This window comes from Pedobacter zeaxanthinifaciens (genome assembly GCF_003313335.1).
Classification (GTDB): Bacteria; Bacteroidota; Bacteroidia; order Sphingobacteriales; family Sphingobacteriaceae; genus Pedobacter; species Pedobacter zeaxanthinifaciens.
In genome coordinates, this window is the sequence record NZ_QMHP01000002.1 from 309,967 (window position 1) to 330,291 (window position 20,325).

The 20,325-nt window shown below is 37.7% G+C and carries 10 protein-coding genes; 4 read left to right on the forward strand and 6 right to left on the reverse strand.

What is annotated here, in order from left to right:
- Positions 1-15: 15 nt before the first annotated feature.
- The gene (locus DUT68_RS03955; protein ID WP_113635951.1) at positions 16-858 is read right to left on the reverse strand and encodes an MBL fold metallo-hydrolase; all 843 of its coding nucleotides are present in this window, start codon (positions 856-858) and stop codon (positions 16-18) included.
- Between the two features lie 165 nt (positions 859-1,023).
- A complete protein-coding gene (gene lpdA / locus DUT68_RS03960; protein WP_113635953.1) occupies positions 1,024-2,412 on the reverse strand; it encodes a dihydrolipoyl dehydrogenase in 1,389 nt (462 codons plus the stop codon).
- A gap of 335 nt (positions 2,413-2,747) precedes the next feature.
- On the opposite strand from lpdA, the gene DUT68_RS03965 reads away from it, so the two are divergent.
- On the forward strand, positions 2,748-6,068 hold the full coding sequence (locus tag DUT68_RS03965; protein WP_113635955.1) for a TonB-dependent receptor: 3,321 nt from the start codon (positions 2,748-2,750) through the stop codon (positions 6,066-6,068).
- A 97-nt stretch (positions 6,069-6,165) separates the two neighbouring features.
- The gene (locus DUT68_RS03970) at positions 6,166-7,020 is read left to right on the forward strand and encodes a dienelactone hydrolase family protein (RefSeq protein ID WP_113635957.1); all 855 of its coding nucleotides are present in this window, start codon (positions 6,166-6,168) and stop codon (positions 7,018-7,020) included.
- 345 nt (positions 7,021-7,365) lie between these two features.
- Here the strand turns inward: DUT68_RS03970 and DUT68_RS03975 are convergent, their stop codons facing one another.
- Entirely contained in the window at positions 7,366-8,547 is a 1,182-nt protein-coding gene (locus tag DUT68_RS03975) for an AIR synthase related protein (RefSeq protein ID WP_113635959.1), read from the reverse strand.
- 609 nt (positions 8,548-9,156) lie between these two features.
- Complete coding sequence (locus DUT68_RS03980) at positions 9,157-11,340, reverse strand: glutamine synthetase III family protein (RefSeq protein WP_113635961.1); 2,184 nt, start codon at positions 11,338-11,340, stop codon at positions 9,157-9,159.
- 202 nt (positions 11,341-11,542) lie between these two features.
- Here DUT68_RS03980 and DUT68_RS03985 point away from each other — a divergent pair, with 202 nt between their 5' ends.
- Positions 11,543-12,406 (forward strand): energy transducer TonB, encoded by an 864-nt coding sequence (locus tag DUT68_RS03985; RefSeq protein WP_113635962.1) that lies wholly within the window; start codon positions 11,543-11,545, stop codon positions 12,404-12,406.
- Between the two features lie 115 nt (positions 12,407-12,521).
- Positions 12,522-13,487, forward strand: coding sequence for a hypothetical protein (locus tag DUT68_RS03990; protein ID WP_113635964.1), 966 nt, complete (start codon positions 12,522-12,524; stop codon positions 13,485-13,487).
- Here the strand turns inward: DUT68_RS03990 and asnB are convergent.
- Positions 13,484-15,316, reverse strand: a complete 1,833-nt coding sequence (asnB, locus tag DUT68_RS03995) for an asparagine synthase (glutamine-hydrolyzing) (RefSeq protein WP_113635966.1) — start codon at positions 15,314-15,316, stop codon at positions 13,484-13,486. The genes DUT68_RS03990 and asnB overlap by 4 nt on opposite strands.
- On the reverse strand, positions 15,316-20,241 hold the full coding sequence (gene porU2 / locus DUT68_RS04000; protein WP_214608396.1) for a putative type IX secretion system sortase PorU2: 4,926 nt from the start codon (positions 20,239-20,241) through the stop codon (positions 15,316-15,318). Before porU2 ends, asnB begins: the two co-directional genes overlap by 1 nt.
- Positions 20,242-20,325: the final 84 nt, after the last annotated feature.

Below are 20,325 nucleotides of genomic sequence, written 5' to 3' on the forward strand. Positions count from 1 at the left end.
GATCAGCTTAATTGTTTACAGAATTTCTTCCAAAGAGAAAGTATCTTTCAAGCGAACTCCTTTTTCGGTATGCTGCAAAGTACAGCAAGCATGAATTGGATCGTGCTCCAAATAAAGAATATAATCGTTAGTTGCAGCCTCTTCTAAAAATTCTTGTTTTTCTTTTAACGTTTGCAGAGGAAACATATCGTACGACATCACATAAGGCAAAGGAATGTGGCCGGTTGAAGGCAACAGATCAGCCATGTAAACAATCGTTTTATCCTTATATTGTAATTGAGGAAGCATCATTGCATCCGTATGCCCATAGGCAAATCTAATGTTGATTCCATCGTGAAAGTGTACATTTTGCTGTGTAGGTATAAATTTCAGCTGTCCGCTTTCCTGTATTGGCAGGATATTTTCTTTTAGAAAAGAAGCTTTTTCCCTAGCATTGGGATGAACTGCCCAATCCCAATGTTGCTGGTTGCTCCAATAGATGGCGTTTTCAAAAGCAGGAACTAATTTTTCACCTTTACGTTCAATGGAGCCACCACAATGGTCAAAATGTAAGTGGGTTAAAAATACATCGGTAATGTCGTTTCTATGAAATCCATGGGCAGCTAAAGATTTGTCTAAGGTATCATCACCATGTAAATAGTAATGTCCGAAAAACTTCTCATCTTGCTTGTTGCCTAAGCCGTTGTCAATCAGGATTAGTCTGCCACCATCTTCAATAAGCAAGCAGCGCATAGCCCACGAGCACATATTGTTTTCATCTGCAGGGTTGCTTTTTTGCCATATCGATTTAGGCACAACGCCAAACATTGCACCGCCATCTAATTTGAAATTGCCTGTATTAATGGTGTATAGTTTCATGATGAGCCCCCAAACCTCGCCAAAGGAGAGGTTTAATGATATTGTTTAGTTTAAATTGACACAATGTATAAAAATATAAAACCTTAAGCTTACGCCAAAGGTTTTTTACTAAGATTTATGCATGACTCTCTTTTTCCCTCCCCTTTGGGGAGGATAGGAGGGGCTTTATAAGTGTATCACTTCTCCGTAAGCATCAGCGGCGGCTTCCATAATAGCCTCGCTCATGGTAGGGTGTGGATGTACAGATTTGATCATCTCATGGCCAGTAGTTTCTAATTTTCTAGCCACTACAATTTCGGCAATCATTTCTGTTACGTTTGCGCCAATCATGTGTGCACCTAATAATTCGCCGTATTTTGCATCGAAAATTAATTTAACAAAACCATCTTTTGCTCCAGCAGCACTTGCTTTACCAGAAGCTGAGAATGGGAATTTTCCGATTTTTAGTTCATAGCCAGCTGCTTTTGCTGCTTTCTCAGTGTAACCAACAGAAGCAATTTCTGGCGAGCAGTAGGTACAGCCAGGGATGTTGTTGTAATCCAAAGGCTCTACATGCATTCCAGCAATTTTTTCTACGCAAATGATGCCTTCGGCAGATGCAACGTGAGCAAGTGCTTGACCAGGAACAACATCGCCTATGGCATAGTAGCCTTTAACTGATGTGTTGTAGTATTCATCTACTACGATTTTACCTTTGTCGGTTTTAATGCCAACTTCTTCTAAACCAATATTTTCGATATTAGCTACAACTCCCGCTGCAGAAAGTACGATATCGCACTCAATAGTTTGTACGCCGCTAGCAGTTTTTACCTGCACCTTGCAGCCTTCGCCCGATGTGTCAACAGCTTCAACGCTTGAAGAAGTCATGATATCAATGCCAGTTTTTTTCAAACTACGTAGCAATTGTTTCGATACATCTTCGTCTTCTACAGGAACAATGTTCTCCATAAATTCAACGATGGTTACCTTAGTACCCATTGTAGCGTAAAAGTATGCAAACTCAACGCCAATAGCACCTGAACCAACAACCACCATTGATTTTGGTTGCTGAGGTAAAACCATTGCCTGGCGGTAGCCAATTACTTTTTTGCCATCTTGTTTTAAGTTAGGCAACTCTCTTGAACGAGCGCCAGTGGCAATTACAATATTTTTTGCAGTTAGTTCTTTTTGTGAACCATCAGCGCCTTTAACTTCAACTTTGTTGCCCGGCTTAACTTTGCCAGCACCCATAATTACGTCAATTTTGTTCTTTTTCATCAAGAACTGAACGCCTTTACTCATTCCATCAGCAACGCCGCGACTACGTTTTACAACAGCTTCAAAATCAGCTTTTGCTTCTGCAGTAGTGATTCCATAATCAGCTGCGTGGTTAATGTATTCGAAAACTTGTGCACTTTTTAGTAAGGCTTTAGTAGGGATACAGCCCCAGTTAAGGCATATACCACCTAGTGATTCGCGTTCCACGATGGCAACTTTCATTCCAAGCTGGGAAGCTCTGATGGCAGTAACGTATCCGCCTGGGCCGCTGCCTATAACAATTAAATCGTAGTTCATATTCTTGTTTAAAGGAAAATTAACGTAATAATTAGTGGGTCAAAATTAAAAAAAATGTTGATTAAACCATAAGAGCCATTATTAAGCAATTGTAATAAAGTAGTGCCATAGATGAAAATATCTTAAAATATAGCTACAGTATTTGCGAAAGTAGTATTCAAGATATTGGTTTAGTGAGTTTTAAACTTAATTTCTCTATTGTTAAGTGTGGAAAAGTTTTAAGATAGTTAATAATAATTTAACATTGAAATAGAGGCGTTAAGGAAATTAATATCTAGATTTGCAGCGGTATTTTTTAACATATCTTAACAAAACAATTAATTCATTAAAAAAGCATGAAAAAATCTTTACTATTGAAAATTGTATCGGTTATTCTTGTTGTAGTTGGTTTTGTGGGTTCAGTGAGCGCACAGGTTACTACATCATCTATGACGGGTACAATTAGGGATTCAAAAGAGACTTTGCCGGGTGCAAGTATTAAAGCTACGCACACGCCGACTGGGTCTGTTTACACAGTAATTACCAATAGCGCTGGTAGGTTCACCATTGGCAATATGCGTGTGGGCGGGCCTTATATCGTAGAAGTAAGCTTTGTAGGATTTAAAACACAAAAAATCGAAAACGTTTACCTTAAGTTAGGCGAAAGCTTTAATCTAGAAGTGAAATTAGATGATAATTCTTCTGTATTAAGCGAAGTAGTGGTAATGGGTAAAAACGATCCGATTATGAACTCTAAGAAAAATGGAGCTTCAACTATTATTTCTAGAGCTAAAATTGAGGACCTTCCAACGATTACTAGAAGTGTTAATGATTTGACTCGTTTAACGCCGCAAGCTAACGGTTCTTCAATTGGTGGTGGTTCGTATCGTGCCAATAACTTCACTGTTGACGGTGCTAACTTTAACAATCAATTCGGTATCGGTCAAAATATTCCAGCAAATGGTTCACCGATTTCTATCGACGCGTTAGAAGAAATTTCGGTTAACGTAACTCCTTTCGACGTTCGTCAAACTGGTTTCACTGGAGCTTCTATCAATGCGGTAACTCGTTCTGGAAAGAACACTTTTTTTGGAAACGCACTTTATACATTCCGTTCTGAGAAACAGCAAGGTGTACGTGTTGGGGATAATACCATATCTAACATACAGCAATTAGATGAAAAACAATATGGTTTCAGTCTAGGTGGTCCAATCATTAAAAACAAATTATTTTTCTTCGTTAATACAGAACTTAAGAAAACTATTGAGCCTGGACCAACAAAAGTAGCCTCTACAAACGGAGTTGAAAATGCTACTTTAAATATTGCAAGACCAACCGCTGCATTTATGGATCAGGTGAGTACTTATTTGGCAAATACTTATGGCTACCAGACCGGACCTTATCAAGGTTATTCAAATAAGAGTAACAATGACAAATTTTTTGCTCGTTTAGACTGGAATATCAACAATGAGCACAAATTTAACATCAGATATTCTCAAGTGAAAAGTAAATCACCTGTAGGTTTAAATCAATCTACAACAGGTTCTGGATTTTCAGCTACTGATACCCGTACGTCGATATATGCAATGAGCTACGAAAATTCGAATTATTTTCAAGAAGCTAACCTTTATGCAGGTACTGCCGAGTTGAACTCTAATTTCGGTAAATTCAATAACTCTCTAAGAGCTTCATTCGCTCATCAAAATGACCCACGTTCTTCAGCGGGTGCTGAGTTTCCATTAGTTGATATCTTAGATGGTGGCGCTAGAAATGCGGCATCTACTTTAGTTTCATTTGGTTATGAGCCATTTACTTTTGGAAACTTAAGGGACGTTATGACTTATACTGTAAATGATGATTTAACTTTTGCTTTGGGTAAACATAATTTCACAGTAGGTGCTCAAGCAGAATGGAGTAAGGTTAAAAACGGATTCCAACGTTTTGGAACAGGTTATTATGTTTATAGAAACTGGACAGATTTTACCAGCGGTGCTAAGCCAATTAACTTTGCATTAACATACCCGTTAACTGCCGATGGTTCGCAAGCATTTCCTAGCTTCCAATTCTTCCAGTTATCTGCTTATGGTCAAGATGAAATTTCAGTAAGCGATAAATTGAAGGTTACTTTAGGATTAAGATTAGAACTTCCTTCTTATCCAGATGTTTCTGAGGTGAAAACTCACCCATTAGTTGCTGCTGCAACATTTAATGGTGGTCAGAAAGTTGATACAGGCGTATTACCTGATACGAAAGTGATGTTTTCTCCACGTGTAGGTTTTAACTATGATATCTTAGGTGATAGAAGTTTACAACTTCGTGGTGGATCAGGAATCTTTACCGGTCGTATTCCTTTTGTTTGGTTAGTTGCACAATCAGGTGATGCTGGTATGTTACAATTTACTCAAACTGTTAGTGGTCAAACTGATCCTAACATGCCAAGTTTTAATCCGAACTATAAAGCTTTATATCCTTCAACTTTACCAGCGGCAGGCACTTCAATTCCTGGGAACATTTCAGTAATGTCTCCTGATTTGAAATTCCCTCAACAATGGAAATCGAGTTTAGGTTTAGATGCTAAGTTGCCATTCGGATTTATTGGAACGGTAGAGATGATTTATGGTAAAGATATTAATGCAGTAATTGCAAGAAATGCAAACTTTGTTAATCCATCTCCGCTAAACGTTTCTGGTTATCCTGATAACAGAATGATTTATCCGACAACATCTGCTACAAGTGTAGGCTCAGCTAGATATATCAATAGATTGTCTAACGGTCAGATTAGCGCAACCGGTACCGGTGCTTTAGATGTGGCGGTTATGGATAATGTAAAAGGTGGAGAGTATTTTTCTAGCAGTTTCCAGTTGACAAAACCTTTCGCTAACAAGTGGGAAGTTTCTGCAGCTTATACTTATAGCTACGCTAAAAATTTTGGTGATCAAAGCGGTGACCAAATCTTAAACTTATTCAGCTTGCCTTATCAGTCTAGCGGAAATCCTAACGATCCATCGTTATCTTATACGTCAAACGTTATTCCTCACAGAGTTGTTGGAAGCATCTCTCACAAATCAGAGTGGATTAAAGGGTTGCAAACAGGTATGACTTTATTTTATCAAGGTGGTTCACAAGGTAGATATTCTTACTTCTACTCAAATGATTTCAATAGGGATAACTTAAATAACGACTTAATGTACATTCCTAAAGATCCATCTGAAATCACTTTCGTTAACAACACAGTTGGAACGGTAACTTTCACTCCTCAACAACAATCGGACGCATTTTTCCAATTGATTGAGAGCGATAAGTATTTGAAATCTAGAAAAGGAATGTATGCAGAGAGAAATGGTGCTGTTTCTCCTTGGAGACATCAGTTTGACTTCAGATTTACTCAAGAGTTGTATGCTGGTAAAGTTGCTGGAAACAAAAATTCATTGAGTTTCTATTTTGATATTTTCAACGTAGGTAACTTAATTAATGCTAAATGGGGTGCTTACACTATTAATAACAATTCTCCTTTGCAAGTTTCTAATAATACCGCTTATACTCCTGGAGGTACAACAAAACCAACTTTTAGATTGAATACAATCAATGGTCAGTTGATTTCAGAGTCTAACAGAATTAACACAAGTATTTCATCAACATATTACATGCAGTTTGGTTTGAGATATAGCTTCAACTAAGTTGTAAAATAGACAATACAAAACTGAAATCCCCAAGCACCACGCTTGGGGATTTTTTTGTTTATACCTAACTTAGATAAAACCCTAACACAAAACAATGGATCAAAAGATTATTAACCTATACGATTCCTATACCCACAGCCAAATCAGTCGGAAGGAGTTTATGAAAAAGTTGGCGATACTAACTGGCAGTACTGCGCTAGCTTTAACTGTTTTGCCGAGTTTGGAAAGCAATTACGCCAATGCCGCTACGGTACACGATGGCGAAGTTGATGCAGAAGAAATCACCTTTCCGGGCGTTGAGGGAAATATGAAGGGGCTGCTAGCCATGCCAAAGGCGAATAAGAAAAAATTAGGCGCTGTTGTGGTAATACACGAAAATAGGGGACTTACCCCACACATTAAAGATGTAACTAAGCGAGTGGCATTGGCTGGTTTCGTTGCTTTAGGTGTTGATGCGCTTTCTCCATTTGGTGGCACACCGGAAGATGAAAATAAAGGAAGAGAATTAATTGGTAAACTTGATGCAGAAAAGAATTTGGGTAATTACCTGAAAGCGCTATACTTTTTAAGGGCCTATCCTTTAAGTAATGGTAAAACTGGTGTAGTTGGTTTTTGTTGGGGCGGCGGCATGGCTAATAAGTTGGCAGTTGCAGATCCGATGTTGAATGCGGCTGTGGCTTATTATGGTGCACAGGCTAAGGCAGAAGAGGTGCCTAATATTAAAGCAAGTTTAATGCTGCATTACGGTGGTTTAGATGAGCGCATCAATGCTGGTATTCCGGCTTATGAGGCTGCTTTAAAAGCTAACAATAAAGACTATCAGTTATTTGTTTATGACGGAGTTAACCACGCTTTTAACAATGATACTTCGCCAACGAGATATAACGAGGCTGCCGCAAAATTAGCTTGGCAACGTACTATTGATTTGTTCAAAAAGAAGTTGGGGTAAGCTACTTTGTCATTCCGAGGTACGAGGAATCTGTTAAATTAACGTGAGTTCGGAATAAGAGGATTATGCTATTTGCTAGCGATAGCGCTTCAAATCTTCGTTCAGCTAATTTTCGGTCTCTTATTTTTCGGGTTGCACTAATAAGCCAAAGCACTTTCTTTGAAAGAAAAATAAGCAACCGAGAGTTTTTGTTACTTTTTGCGGTCAAAAAGTAAGAGCCCAGCGGCGGCGAGCTAAAAGAACACGTTCAATGTAAATTTTTCAAGAGTTGTAAAAGTCCTTAACCCGAACTCAAGTTAAATTAACAAATAGGTTCCTCGTAGCTCAGAATGAAAACTCTAGAAGTTAATTATAAACGAATTCGCCGAATTCGCTTTTTATCGTTACCTGTTTTTTATCGCTTGTCTCGACACGACCAATAATTTTTGCGTCAATATGGAAGCTTTGTGAAATTTTAATAATGTCCTCAGCAATTTCTTCAGGGACGTAAAGTTCCATACGATGACCCATGTTGAACACTTTGTACATCTCTTCCCAAGCGGTACCAGATTGCTCTTGAATCAATTGGAATAGCGGAGGTATTGGAAACAGATTGTCTTTAATTACATGTACATCGTCATTAACGAAATGTAATACCTTTGTTTGTGCGCCACCGCTGCAATGTACAATTCCATCAATTTGTTCACGGTATTTGTCTAGAATTTGTTTGATTACAGGTGCGTATGTACGTGTAGGTGATAAAACCAATTTACCGGCTGTTACGCTTTCGTTTTCATTAATTTGAACTAAATCAGTCAGCTGCTTGCCGCCAGAAAACACCAAGTCAAAAGGTACACCTGGGTCAAAACTTTCAGGGTATTTCGTAGCAATTGATTTTTCAAATACATCATGGCGAGCAGAAGTTAATCCATTTGAGCCCATGCCGCCGTTATATTCGCTTTCATAAGTAGCTTTTCCAAATGAAGCTAAACCTACAACTACGTTGCCTGCCTTAATATTATCGTTGCTAATCACATGGCTCCTCTTCATGCGGCAGGTAACGGTACTATCTACAATGATTGTACGTACTAAATCGCCTACATCCGCGGTTTCGCCTCCTGTAGAATAAATGGAGATGCCTAGTGATCTTAATTCGGCTAAAATTTCTTCGGTGCCGTTAATTATTGCAGCAATTACTTCGCCAGGAACCAAGTTTTTATTGCGGCCAATGGTTGATGATAGTAAAATTTGGTCTGTAGCACCAACACAAATCAAATCATCGATGTTCATAATGATGGCATCTTGTGCAATACCTTTCCAAACGGAGAGGTCACCAGTTTCTTTCCAATAGGTATAAGCCAATGATGATTTGGTACCGGCGCCATCGGCATGCATGATATTGCAATAATCAGCGTCGTTACCTAAAACGTCAGGAATAATTTTACAAAATGCTTTTGGAAAGATGCCTTTATCGATGTTTTTGATGGCTGCGTGTACATCTTCTTTTGATGCTGATACGCCACGCTGGTTATACCTATTGTCGCTCATAATTGTCTGCAAAGATAGGTTATTAAGGTAAAAGGTGGAAGGTAAAAGGTAAAAGGTTTTGAAAACTTGAGTGATTGTTTTTGTTGTTGGAAAGCTGTGAGGTTTAAATGTTGGAAAGTTGGCGGGAATTTAAACTTTTAGTAGAGGAATTGCCTTGGGTTTAAGGATTTAAAAGTTGTAATGTTGAACGTTGTTAGACGGTTCAAAGTTGACGAATGAATGGTTTTTGCGTACCCCATTGTAATAATGATATTTAGGCATATTAAATACAACTCCAGAGGGTAAAATTATCATTGAGATTATACGTGCGATAATAAAACCCAAAGGGGGGTGATATGATTTGTGTTTTTGTTTTTTGGTAGATAGTAGCAATGAATTTTGTAAAATAAACCTTATTGCAGCGATATACTTTTGTGAAAGCGCAGCGAAACAAAAGATTTAGCGGAAAGAAGGACTAGCTTTGATGGAAATACGGGTTTTGCTTTTCTAAATAATGTAGTAAAATTACGGATGCTTCGACACGCTCAGCATGATCGCCTAGTTGGTGGAGTTTACAAACAAAAAAGGTGCAAAGTAAACCTTGCACCTTTAATAATGAAAATTTGCTGCTTATTTTAAGAATAACAATTCTCTGAATTTAGGCAATGGCCATACGCTATCATCAACAATTTGTTCTAATTTGTCAACGTGGTAACGGATGGTGTCGAAATGAGACTTAACTTTCTCATCATAACCAATTGCTTTTTCACGAGTATCTTCGATTTTGTTTACTTCTTTACGCTCTTCCAACATCGTATCGATAGTGTTTTTAACGATAGAAAGGTGGCTTGATAGTTTTTCGATGATTGCCAATGGCGTAGCGATTACATCTTTGCTTAAACCAAGATCTTTTAATCCTTTTGCATTTTCAATTAATGAATTTTGATATGCGATAACTGCAGGAATAACTTGACTATTTGCTACATCGCCCATTACACGAGCTTCAATTTGAAGCTTTTTGTAGAAGTTCTCTAACAAAATTTCGTGGCGAGCATGTAATTCGCGTTTGCTGAATACGTTAGTTTTAGTGAAAAGTTCAGTTGTTTTTTCGCTTACGTAGGCATCAAGCGCTTTAGGTGTAGTTTTAATGTTTGATAAACCGCGTTTTTCTGCTTCTTCAGCCCACTCGTCGCTATAGCCATTACCTTCAAAACGGATCGCTTTAGATTCTTTGATGTAACGTTTGATTACAGTCATTAAAGCAACATCTTTTTTGTCGCCTTTTTTGATCAATTTATCTACATCAACTTTAAATTTCGTCAATTGGTCAGCAACAATTGCGTTTAACACCGTCATTGGTGCCGATGAGTTGGCAGAAGAACCTACTGCTCTTAACTCGAACTTGTTGCCTGTAAATGCAAATGGCGAAGTACGGTTACGATCGGTATTGTCTAACAAAATTTGTGGGATTTTAGGGATGCCCAACCAAAGAGAGTTGTCTTCTTTTAGTTTTTTGCTCAAGCGAGAGTGCTCGATTTCATCTAAAATCTCGTCTAATTGCTGACCTAAGAAAATAGAGATGATTGCAGGAGGAGCCTCGTTAGCACCTAAACGGTGATCGTTGCTTACTGATGCAATACTTGCTCTCAATAAATCTGCATGCTCGTGAACAGCTTTGATGGTGTTAACGAAGAAAGTCAAGAACATCAAATTGTTTTTAGGTGTTTTGCCTGGTGCCAAAAGGTTTTTACCAGTATCGGTAATTAACGACCAGTTGTTGTGTTTACCAGAACCGTTGATGCCAGCATAAGGTTTTTCATGCAATAACACTTTAAAGTTGTGACGACGAGCAACTTTTTCCATCAAATCCATTAATAATTGGTTGTGATCGATAGCTAAGTTGATTTCCTCGTAAATAGGAGCACACTCAAATTGAGATGGAGCTACCTCGTTATGGCGAGTTTTTAGTGGAATACCTAATTTAATTGCTTCGTTTTCGAAATCAACCATGTAAGCAAATACACGCTCAGGAATAGAACCAAAGTAATGATCTTCCAATTGCTGTCCTTTTGCAGACATGTGGCCAAACAAAGCACGGCCAGTTAGCACTAAATCAGGACGAGCGTTAAACAAAGCTAGGTCAACTAAGAAATATTCTTGCTCGATACCTAAAGATGCATTTACTTTAGATACACTTTTATCGAAATATTGGCAAACCTCTACTGCAGCTTTATCAATTGCCGATAGGGCCTTTAACAAAGGAGCTTTATAGTCAAGCGCTTCGCCGGTGTAAGCAACAAATACAGTTGGAATACAAAGTGTTTTACCAGCAGAGTTTTCCATAATGAAAGCAGGAGAAGAAGGATCCCAAGCAGTGTAACCACGAGCTTCGAAAGTGTTGCGGATACCACCATTAGGGAAACTTGAAGCATCAGGCTCTTGTTGTACCAAAGCACTTCCGGCAAATTTCTCAATGGCACCATCACCACTAGGCTCAAAGAAAGAATCGTGTTTTTCGGCAGTTGTACCAGTTAAAGGCTGAAACCAGTGAGTGTAGTGCGTTACACCTTTGCTCATTGCCCAAGCTTTCATAGCGGCTGCAATTTGATTTGCATCGTCTTGGTTAATCAATTCGCCTTGGTTGATAGAAGAAATTAATTTTTCAAAAACATCTTTAGAAAGATATTCTTTCATTTTTTTCTTGTCGAAAACATTCGAGCCGTAGAAATCAGAAATTTTAGTAGATGGTGCTTTTATTTCAGGGATTTCTCTGTTTTGAGCCTCTTTTAGTGCTATGGTTCTTAAGCTTTTCATTGATTTGTTTAAATTTTTATCCAAAAATATGATTTTTTGTGATTTTTAGTAAAATTTTTATCTAAAATTTGATAAAAAATATTTTTTGATGATAAAATTTCAATTTGAAGTGCTGTTTTGTTGTTTTTTATAAAAAAATATATTTTTTATTTTCCTTATGGATTTTTGTGAAGTATCGCATCATAGCTAAAAAACAAAAGCTATGTTCAATAATTCATCAAATTTGTACGATAGTAAGTGGCTTGCTCTCGTATTCGCCAACCGAAACCAAAATTACGGTGCTTACCAATTAAGAAAAGAATCATCAAACAACACGATGAAGGCATTTTTTATCGCAGCTCCATTATTTGTAGGCGTTTTTTTTGCCCCATCTGTTATTGCAGCACTTAAAAGTCCAGACCAGGTAATAAATGACCCAATAGTGAAGGTGGTGGAATTTGATCAAGTGCATGAGATGAAAAAAAAGGAGGAACCTGAAAAGGCCGAGGCAGAACCTCAGAAACAGGAAGCGCCGAAATCTATCCAAGCACAGGCAAAAACTGTTGCGTTACCGAGTAATATAACGGTGGTAAAAGATGAGCTTGTTAGTACACTACCACCTAAAGCAACAGATTTAGATGAGGCAGTAATAGCCAGTACCACAGTGGAGGGAATTGGCACCAAAGGCAATGCTGATATAGGAACAGGTGGCGTTACCGGAGGCGAAGGTATAGGCGTTGGAGGAAATGGTACAAGTGGAAATGATGTAAAGGATTTGGCTGGTGTAGATGTTTATCCAGAGTTTCCGGGAGGAATGGAAGCTTGGTCTAAATATATTCAACGAAATTTACGTTATCCTAGCATGGCACAAGAGGAGGGGATAGGAGGTAAAGTTTTTTTAAGCTTTGTTGTAGAGAAAGACGGTACGATCACCGACGTGAAAGTAGTGAAGGGCATTGGCTATGGTTGTGATGAGGAAGCTACACGTGTGATTAAAAAATCGCCGCGTTGGAAAGCCGGTATGCAAAATAACCTGCCAGTTAGAGTGAGATATAACATTCCAATTAATTATACCATAAGTAACTAGTTTTAGATTAATGTTGATTTGTGAGCGTGTATGTAAAAGCGATTGAAGAAATTCGGTCGCTTTTTTTCTTAAACTTCTAAATTAATGTAGTTTTATAGACAAATAAATAAAACTGATGCTTAAGCTGCTGAGCCGAAATGAATGGGTTTTAAAAATTGAGAGACAAAGAAAGCTTTTATTTAATGAACAGCCAGAAGTTGTAAATGCTTTAGTGCGTAAACATGGCTGTACTGCAGCTTACCTAGTTTTTGAGAAAAAAGGTAAGGTTGCCATAAGTTTCCTCGCTCTAGTTAAATCGAAACGGATTATAAGTCCAATTCATTTCTTCTATTCAGCATTGTGGGTAGATCCAGCATTAGGAGATACAAAATACTGTGAATATGTTTCTGATTTTCTAAGAAAGCTTAAATTGAGCTTTAGTAGTGTAGATATTAGAATCCCACCGACTATATCCGACGTTCGGCCTTTTCTATGGGCTGGCTTTGATATAGACAATAGATTTACTTACATCAAAGGATTAAATGAGCTTGAATATGCTAAAGATGTAAATAAAAACATTGAAAAGCTCTCTGGTAATTCTGTGTATGTGTTTAAAGAAGAGCTGCTTACCAAAGAAATCTTAGATGTTAACCTACAGATATTTGTTGATCTTAAATTATATTCTAAAAAGTCGATTACCGAAATAAGTGACTTAATAACCCAATTGTCTGGTACTAGCTACCTAACTTGTTTCAGTTGCTATGCAGAGAATCGACTTGTGGTATCGCATATATTATTTATCGATAAGGAAAATAGGATAGCATATACAATCCTTAAAAATAAGGTTCATACAGCGCAAGTTGCCTCTTTGCACTCCGTTTTGTACCATCATCTTTTTATGAACCTAAAATCTCAAGGTTTTGAATATGTTGATCTGCTGGGAGCGGATATGGAGTCTATCTCATTATTCAAATCTAGGTTCAAAGCCAATTTGCGAACGGCAAATGTTGCTAAATATAGCAGAAAGAGAACTATAATCGACGCAATTCGAAAACGGATAGTTTATGCTTTAAAAAGAATCGTTGTAGCTACCGGAATTTAGCCAATATAACGATTGTACCACATTTGAAACTGTAGTAGCAACCATAATTTACGGGCATCGGTATTATTTGGATTATTGTAAAATCTGTTTTTTATTTTGAAAACTTCAATGATGTCGAAAAATCTGTGTTTATCTAAATTTTCTGGAGATAAATATTGCTCTAAATAGGGCTTGTAAATGCCGTTAAGCCATTCTACCAAAGGTATGCTAAATCCTTTCTTAGGACGATCCATTAGTCTTTGCGGAATATATTTTTGACTCACTTTTTTTAGCAAATACTTCAACTGATTATCCTTTATAAACCATTTGTCATCTAGCTTTTCAGTAAAATGTACCAAGTCAGTTTTTAAAAGTGCATCTCTATTGTCAATTCCAAAATGCATGGTAATTCTGTCTGATTTCAATAGCAAATCATTAGGTAGGTAGTTGTTTAAATCAAAATCAAGGAGGGATTTAATGGTTTCTCCACTTACCTTCTTTTGAGCCGATACCACTTCTCGTTTTAGCAACTGATTAATTTCTATTGAAGAATAGTAATCTGTTAGCGCTTGGTAGGTTCCAGTTAGGCTATCGGCAAATAGCACATCTCTAAGTTTGTTTTTTCTAGTTTTTGAGAGATTAATTAACGTTTTTTTAAATATTTTGGGCATGTTTTTGGATTTCCTGTAAAGCCAAATAGCCCTTTGGTAGTTTTTATAACCTGCAAACAGTTCATCTCCACCCTCTGCACCCAGTACCACTTTAATGTCTTCTTTAGCAATTTTGCTAGCTAAAAATGCCAAAGGAACTGCACCGCTATCGCCCATAGGCTCATCGAAAATATCGGGTAAACGCTCTAGCATTTCAATAGCGCCAGCATTATTGATGTAGTATTCGCTATGGTTGGTATGCAGATAATTGGCAATTTCCTTTGCGGCAGGCGCCTCGTCAAATTTCTTATTTTCGAAACCCAAGGTAAAAGTACGCAGTTTCTTCGCCTGATTTTTTTGCAAAATGGCAGCAACAGTGGCGCTGTCGTATCCTCCACTTAGCATTACACCAACATTCACATCCGCCACGTTACGTCTTAATATCGATTCCGTTAGCAAATCATCAAGCTTTTCTACTATTTGGGTTTCATTTTCTAAAATTCCTTCAAACTCAATGTTATTTGTTTCAAATTGATGCTCCAAAAAGTTGCCACTATTTAGGTCGATGATAAAATAATGTTGTTTTTTAAAGGAATAAATTTGCTGAAAGATAGTTTCGCTGCCAATAAAATATCCGTTTTTGAGATACTGCTCAAGCGCTTTAATATTAGTTTCTCTAGCTATCGGATACTGTAGTAAAGCCTTTAACTCCGAACCAAATACAAAGAAATTTTTGTCTTTATAGTAGTATAACGGCTTCACGCCCATCGAATCTCTGGCTAAAAAAAGTTGCTTTTTTGTGCGATCTAAAATAGCAAAGGCAAATGCGCCATCTATTTTTTCAAATAATTGATGTCCCCATTTTTTATAGCATTCAATTAATACTTCGGTATCAGAAAGCGTATTAAAGGCAACACCGTATTTAATTAAAGACGCTCGCAAATCTAGGTAATTGTATATGGTGCCATTAAATGTAATGGTGTAATTTCCGCATAGCGATGTAAAAGGCTGAATGCCGGATGTTGAGGTGTCAATGGTTGCCAGGCGCTCATTAGCTAGGCCAACATTATACCGTTCATGCTTTTCGTATATATGCCCGTAACCATCGCCGCCGCGGTGGCGTAGCGTTGTCGAAGCCGCAATCAAAATCTCCTCACCAATGGTATTTTGATAATCAATAAACCCAGTAATTCCGCACATTATCTCATCAGGTAAATTTTACCAGTATTTTGTTTAAAGAAGCTATCTGTTGATGTTTTTCGGTGCTTAATTTCCGATTTGTCGTTGTTTTCTACAATCACTTTGTAAAAGTAAACACCGTTGGCTAAACGGTCGCCATACATGTCTGTTCCATCCCAAGTAAAATCCGAAATATTATTGCCGATTTTGATGTTTCCAAGTTCTTCTTTGAAAATTTCCCTCACAATTTTTCCACTAATCGTCATAATTTGCACCTTTATTTTATCCGGTACTTTATCACCTGTTAAGGTAAAAACAAATTTCATTTTGGTAGTAAACGGATTTGGATAAGGGTAGAAATGTGTAATCGCAGATTCGTTTATAACTTCAAAATCAATGGTGTAATTATTTGATGCATTGATATTGCCACTTGCATCTTTAGCTTCAACCATTAACGTGTAAATGCCATCTTCTAATTTAGCAGGTTTATACGCTACAGAGGCTTTGTTATTGTTATTTGAACTGGCCGGAGTAAAATTTAATAATCCACTGCTAAAAGCTACACGTTTGTAGTTGCCCGTTTCAGACTTTAAGTAAATGTTCATTACAGTGGTATCCTTTAGTAAGATGTATGAATTTTCATCACTTAAATTGATCATGATATTTGGTTGAGGCGCAACTATTTCACCATTCATGATATGTTTACCATCAAAAGCAACATCAACTATTGGTTCTTTATTGTCTTTAATTACGCTAAAATTCTGTTGGATGAAATTATTAAAACTATAGCTATCGTTATTGTTAATTGGTTTAAAATCTAATTTTAGCATGTTACTACCTACCAAACCAAGAGTAGGCACTTTAAAGCTAAAAGTGGCATTTGCACCAGCAGCCAACTCTTCAATTTTTCCAACTTTGATGTTTACCGTACTTCGATCTGGTTTTGTTAAGGTATAAAATACATGTACAGAATCCGATTTATATTTAGAAAGATTTTGAAAACCAATGTCCCATTTTACACTATCACCTTCTTGGATTTTATCTTTATAAAAACTGTATTTCAACTCCGGGTTGATACTTGCTTCAGGAACTTCGTCGTAAATGAATCTCCACTTCAGCAATTGTGGTGGTGTTCTATCTATTTCATCAGCAAAGTTAGCTTTAATAGCCATTTGGGGATAAGTTTTTGCATCGTAGGTACTCAAATCTACGGTGTTTGAGCTTAAGCCCGTTTGCAGTATTTGCATGGAACCATCTGTCCTGTAGCCAATCAAATCAAAAGAAGTTTGGTCGTTGGTACTTTTAGCTACATCATAGCTTGCACTGTACCATTTTGTAGAAGGGCCGGCTTTTTCAGTAACGTAGCTACCGCTAGTTAGGGGGTAAGGGTAGCTTTTATCAAATCTTATGACTTGTTGTCTAGCCGGCTGACTGCTCCCCAAATCTGAGGTTCTTTCAATTGCTTGTCCAGGCGCCATACCTTTTTCTCCCCAAAACATATAAGGTTCTCCAGCAGGTATATTGCCAATATTTACAACGCCAACTTTTAAAAATGCGTCTTTTGCGGCTTGAGGTAAAGCCGATAAATTAATGCCATATCCGTTATAGCCAATTACGTAGTAGCCATTTGGTACTTTATTGATATAGCTAATCAAACTATCAACTTCTGCCGGAATATTAGTATTGAAATAGAACTGTCCGGAGTAATAATCTGGCTGTCCCAAACCATCGTTGTTTAAGAAGTTAAACTGCGACGGATATTTGAAGGATATCATTGTAGAAGGATTTAAAGACAGGATGGTGAACCCTGTAAAGTTATCGCCGTTAAATCCTAATGCACCGCCTGGGTTAGCTCGGTAGCGCCTTTCTTCGGTTAATGGTCCTTCATCGCCCCTGGTTTGAATTACCGTGTAAAATGCGGTTTTGGCAAACTCTAACAACTTACTCGTATTGTTAAATTCCAAGCTAGTAAATGTACCGTTTTGATACTGTTGGTAGTGTGACTGATTCCAGCCATCAGGGCTGTTTTGAACGTAAGTAAAGGAACTTTCACGCCAAGCGCCACCTTTATCCATATCTACATTTAAACGCACCCTCCAATAATACACCTGATTGTCTTTGGTTAAAAGCGTAGGCTTCCATTTTGGCATGAAACCAGCCGTAACGTTAGTAGTTTTTAGCCACGCACTATTAAACGTTTTTACAGTATCAATCTCGAAAATGTAGCTGGCGTCTTTAATTAACAAATCGTTTGATTGTGCAACAAGTTCTACATCCAATTTGGGAACAATAGCATATTGTTTAGGGTAAATGATATTGACCCCATTGGAGGCAAAGAAATACTCAAACGTAGCTGTGTTGTTTGTTTTAGCAAGTTCATCAATTTGATTTTCAGGATCTAAGGTTACGGTGAATCTATTTACGCCAGCGGAGCTAATGTCATTGTTTTGAACCTGAAAGTAAAGCGTATCTGTATTGTAAACTGGTTTTGTAAAAGTTTGCGTAGGCAATGTTACCAAAGTGTTATTTGGCAATGTTCGTGTTATCGCAACCTTTAAAGGCTGATTTACGGCCTTTGCAATATTCTTCACAATTACTCCGATCGAGAAAGAACTGCTAAGTGCTGTGGTATTTGATGGAAAAATGAATAAATCTTGGCTAGTGATGGCAAAATCAGGCTTGGCTGGCGTATAAAACTTAACCGCAGGGTCGCCTTGAAAAGTATATTGCGTAGTGTGCATTACATTAATCAAGTCGTTAACGTTTTGATACTGACCTTTGGCAAGCCGAAGCGCCTCAGCTATGGAAACGCCAAAATTGGTAGTAAAAGCTTTTTGATAAAAAATGGAGCTGAAATTTGATAAATAACTTGCCACTCCCTCGCTAGAAGTTCCTATCCACCCAATAGCACCTTTTGAAGGATAAAAAATGTGTTTTTCGCCTAATGAAGGCGCTGTGATATAGGTATTTCCAGTAGTACAACCGTTTACTAGATACGTTAAGAGCTGATTGCTATTATCTAACTCTTGCGGGTTGCCAAAATCAATTTCTGTGGCTTGATGTGCGCCATGCCCTAAGAAAGAAAGTAGAGCAGCGCCTTTGTTAATCTCTCCTATAATCTGCTGTTTTTGGTTAGCGCTTACAGGTAGCGTTACATTTTTACTGAAATTCACTGTATCTGCGCCAAAAGGCTCCTCTTTAGCCATATTAAACATGTTAGTTTGGTAGCCTGCCCATGATAAATTTTCTGAGAGATTGTTTCCTCCACTAACATGTATGAATTTTTTACGCCAGATTTCGTTAGGATATTGTTCGTAACGTTTCAGTTTATCTAGGTAAATTTCTACTTCTTGATTTGTTTTGGCGCCAACACGTCCCGTAGCAATTGCCGGAGCTAAACTGGTATTGTTTATTCTGGCAGTTAGCAAATCATCCGAAGGAGGCGAGCCAAACGTCGGAACTAAATCGTCGTTAATGCCGCCAGTTCCTCTAATCAAACTATTTTCCATGCCTTTGCCCAACAGTAAAAGGTATTGAGGCTTTGTAGCGGCAAACTGCAGCAAATATTTAGCAAAGTTTTTTATCGCCAGTGGATGATGAATACCATAATAGAATTGGTCATAAAGCTGCTCTGTAGTAATTAAATACGATTTGTAACTACCTTGGTTTCGGTATGCCGCGTAATTTTGTGCACTATTTAAAAGAGATTTATGGGTAATGATTAAAAAGTTTTTATCAAACGTGCTTGGCGAAAAATTGATCATCTCTACCTTAGTCAAGGCAGGGGTTTCAAAGCTGTTACCATCGTAGAGAAAAAGATTTCTATTTTCTGTGTTAGCAGATAGTACAAAATCTGCAGTACTTCCGGCAACTTCACCTGTTATGCGCTGGTTGGAGGTCATATCCCATATCATTGGTTGCGCTTTATTGTTGTTGGAGAAGCTTAAAAGCCTGTTCTGCGCACTTCCATTTATACTAAAATTGAGATTGCTACTTCCTGATAAATTTAAAGTACGAGGGTAGGTTATTTTTGCATAAGCAACAGCTTGATAGTCTGTTTGTGCGCCAATATCATTAACGGCTTCATAAATTACCTGTGTATTTTGACTTAGTTCATTTGCCCCGATTAGAAAGCTGGTTTTAGCAAAACCATAACCTTTAAATAAAGTGTCTTTTTTGATGAAATTATTGGCGCCATTGCCAATGCTGATACGCAAATGGTGGTTATTACCTTGAGGATTTGTAGATTGTGCATCAGATCTTCCTGCCACATAGGTTTCAAACTTGATGGTTGGTGCACCTGTGCCAGTGAAGAGATTTGGAGTAGGGAGCGTTCGCACTTGTTGCCCCCAAGTGTAGGTATTGCCCATAAACCCTTCAGCCTCCTGATAGTCGGATAGGCTCATGTGGGCTATAATGTATCGACCTTGATAAAATGCTTCTGGATAAATGCCTAAACTCTCTTGTAAAATGTAATTTTCGGCTGTTAAACCAGTTTTAGGCGCTTGAAAAGTTTGTACCCTTTTGCCAGGTGTTGATGCTGTGAAAGTGAGAAAGTAAGCTGCGGTATCTGTAAATAAACTGTAGTAACTATGCGGCTGGGCAGTTGTTGAAACATAAAGGTCTTTATCCAAACTCCCGTCGTTAGGTTCACCGTAAAAGTCAATAAAATCACTACTGTCGAAGCGATTATCAGCCTCGCCTTGGATATATATTGCTACTTCTTTTCCATTTTTAAACAGTTGGAAGTTTTTTGGATTGATGGTACCTAATGAGGGTATTTGCTGATTTAAAGCAGCGTAATTTAATCGATAAATGCCTTTTTGAGCTACCTTAATTTTAAAGTATTGCTGACTTGGATTTATCCAATCATTTCCATAAGGTGTTTGGGCAAAAACACCTAAAAAACAACAAGTGATAACAACAGATAAGAATATGCGCAACATAAGCTCAAACATACAAATAATTCCAATTATATTGTTGTGTTACAATTCACTATAGTCGATATATTTTTCTACTTTTAAGTCCTT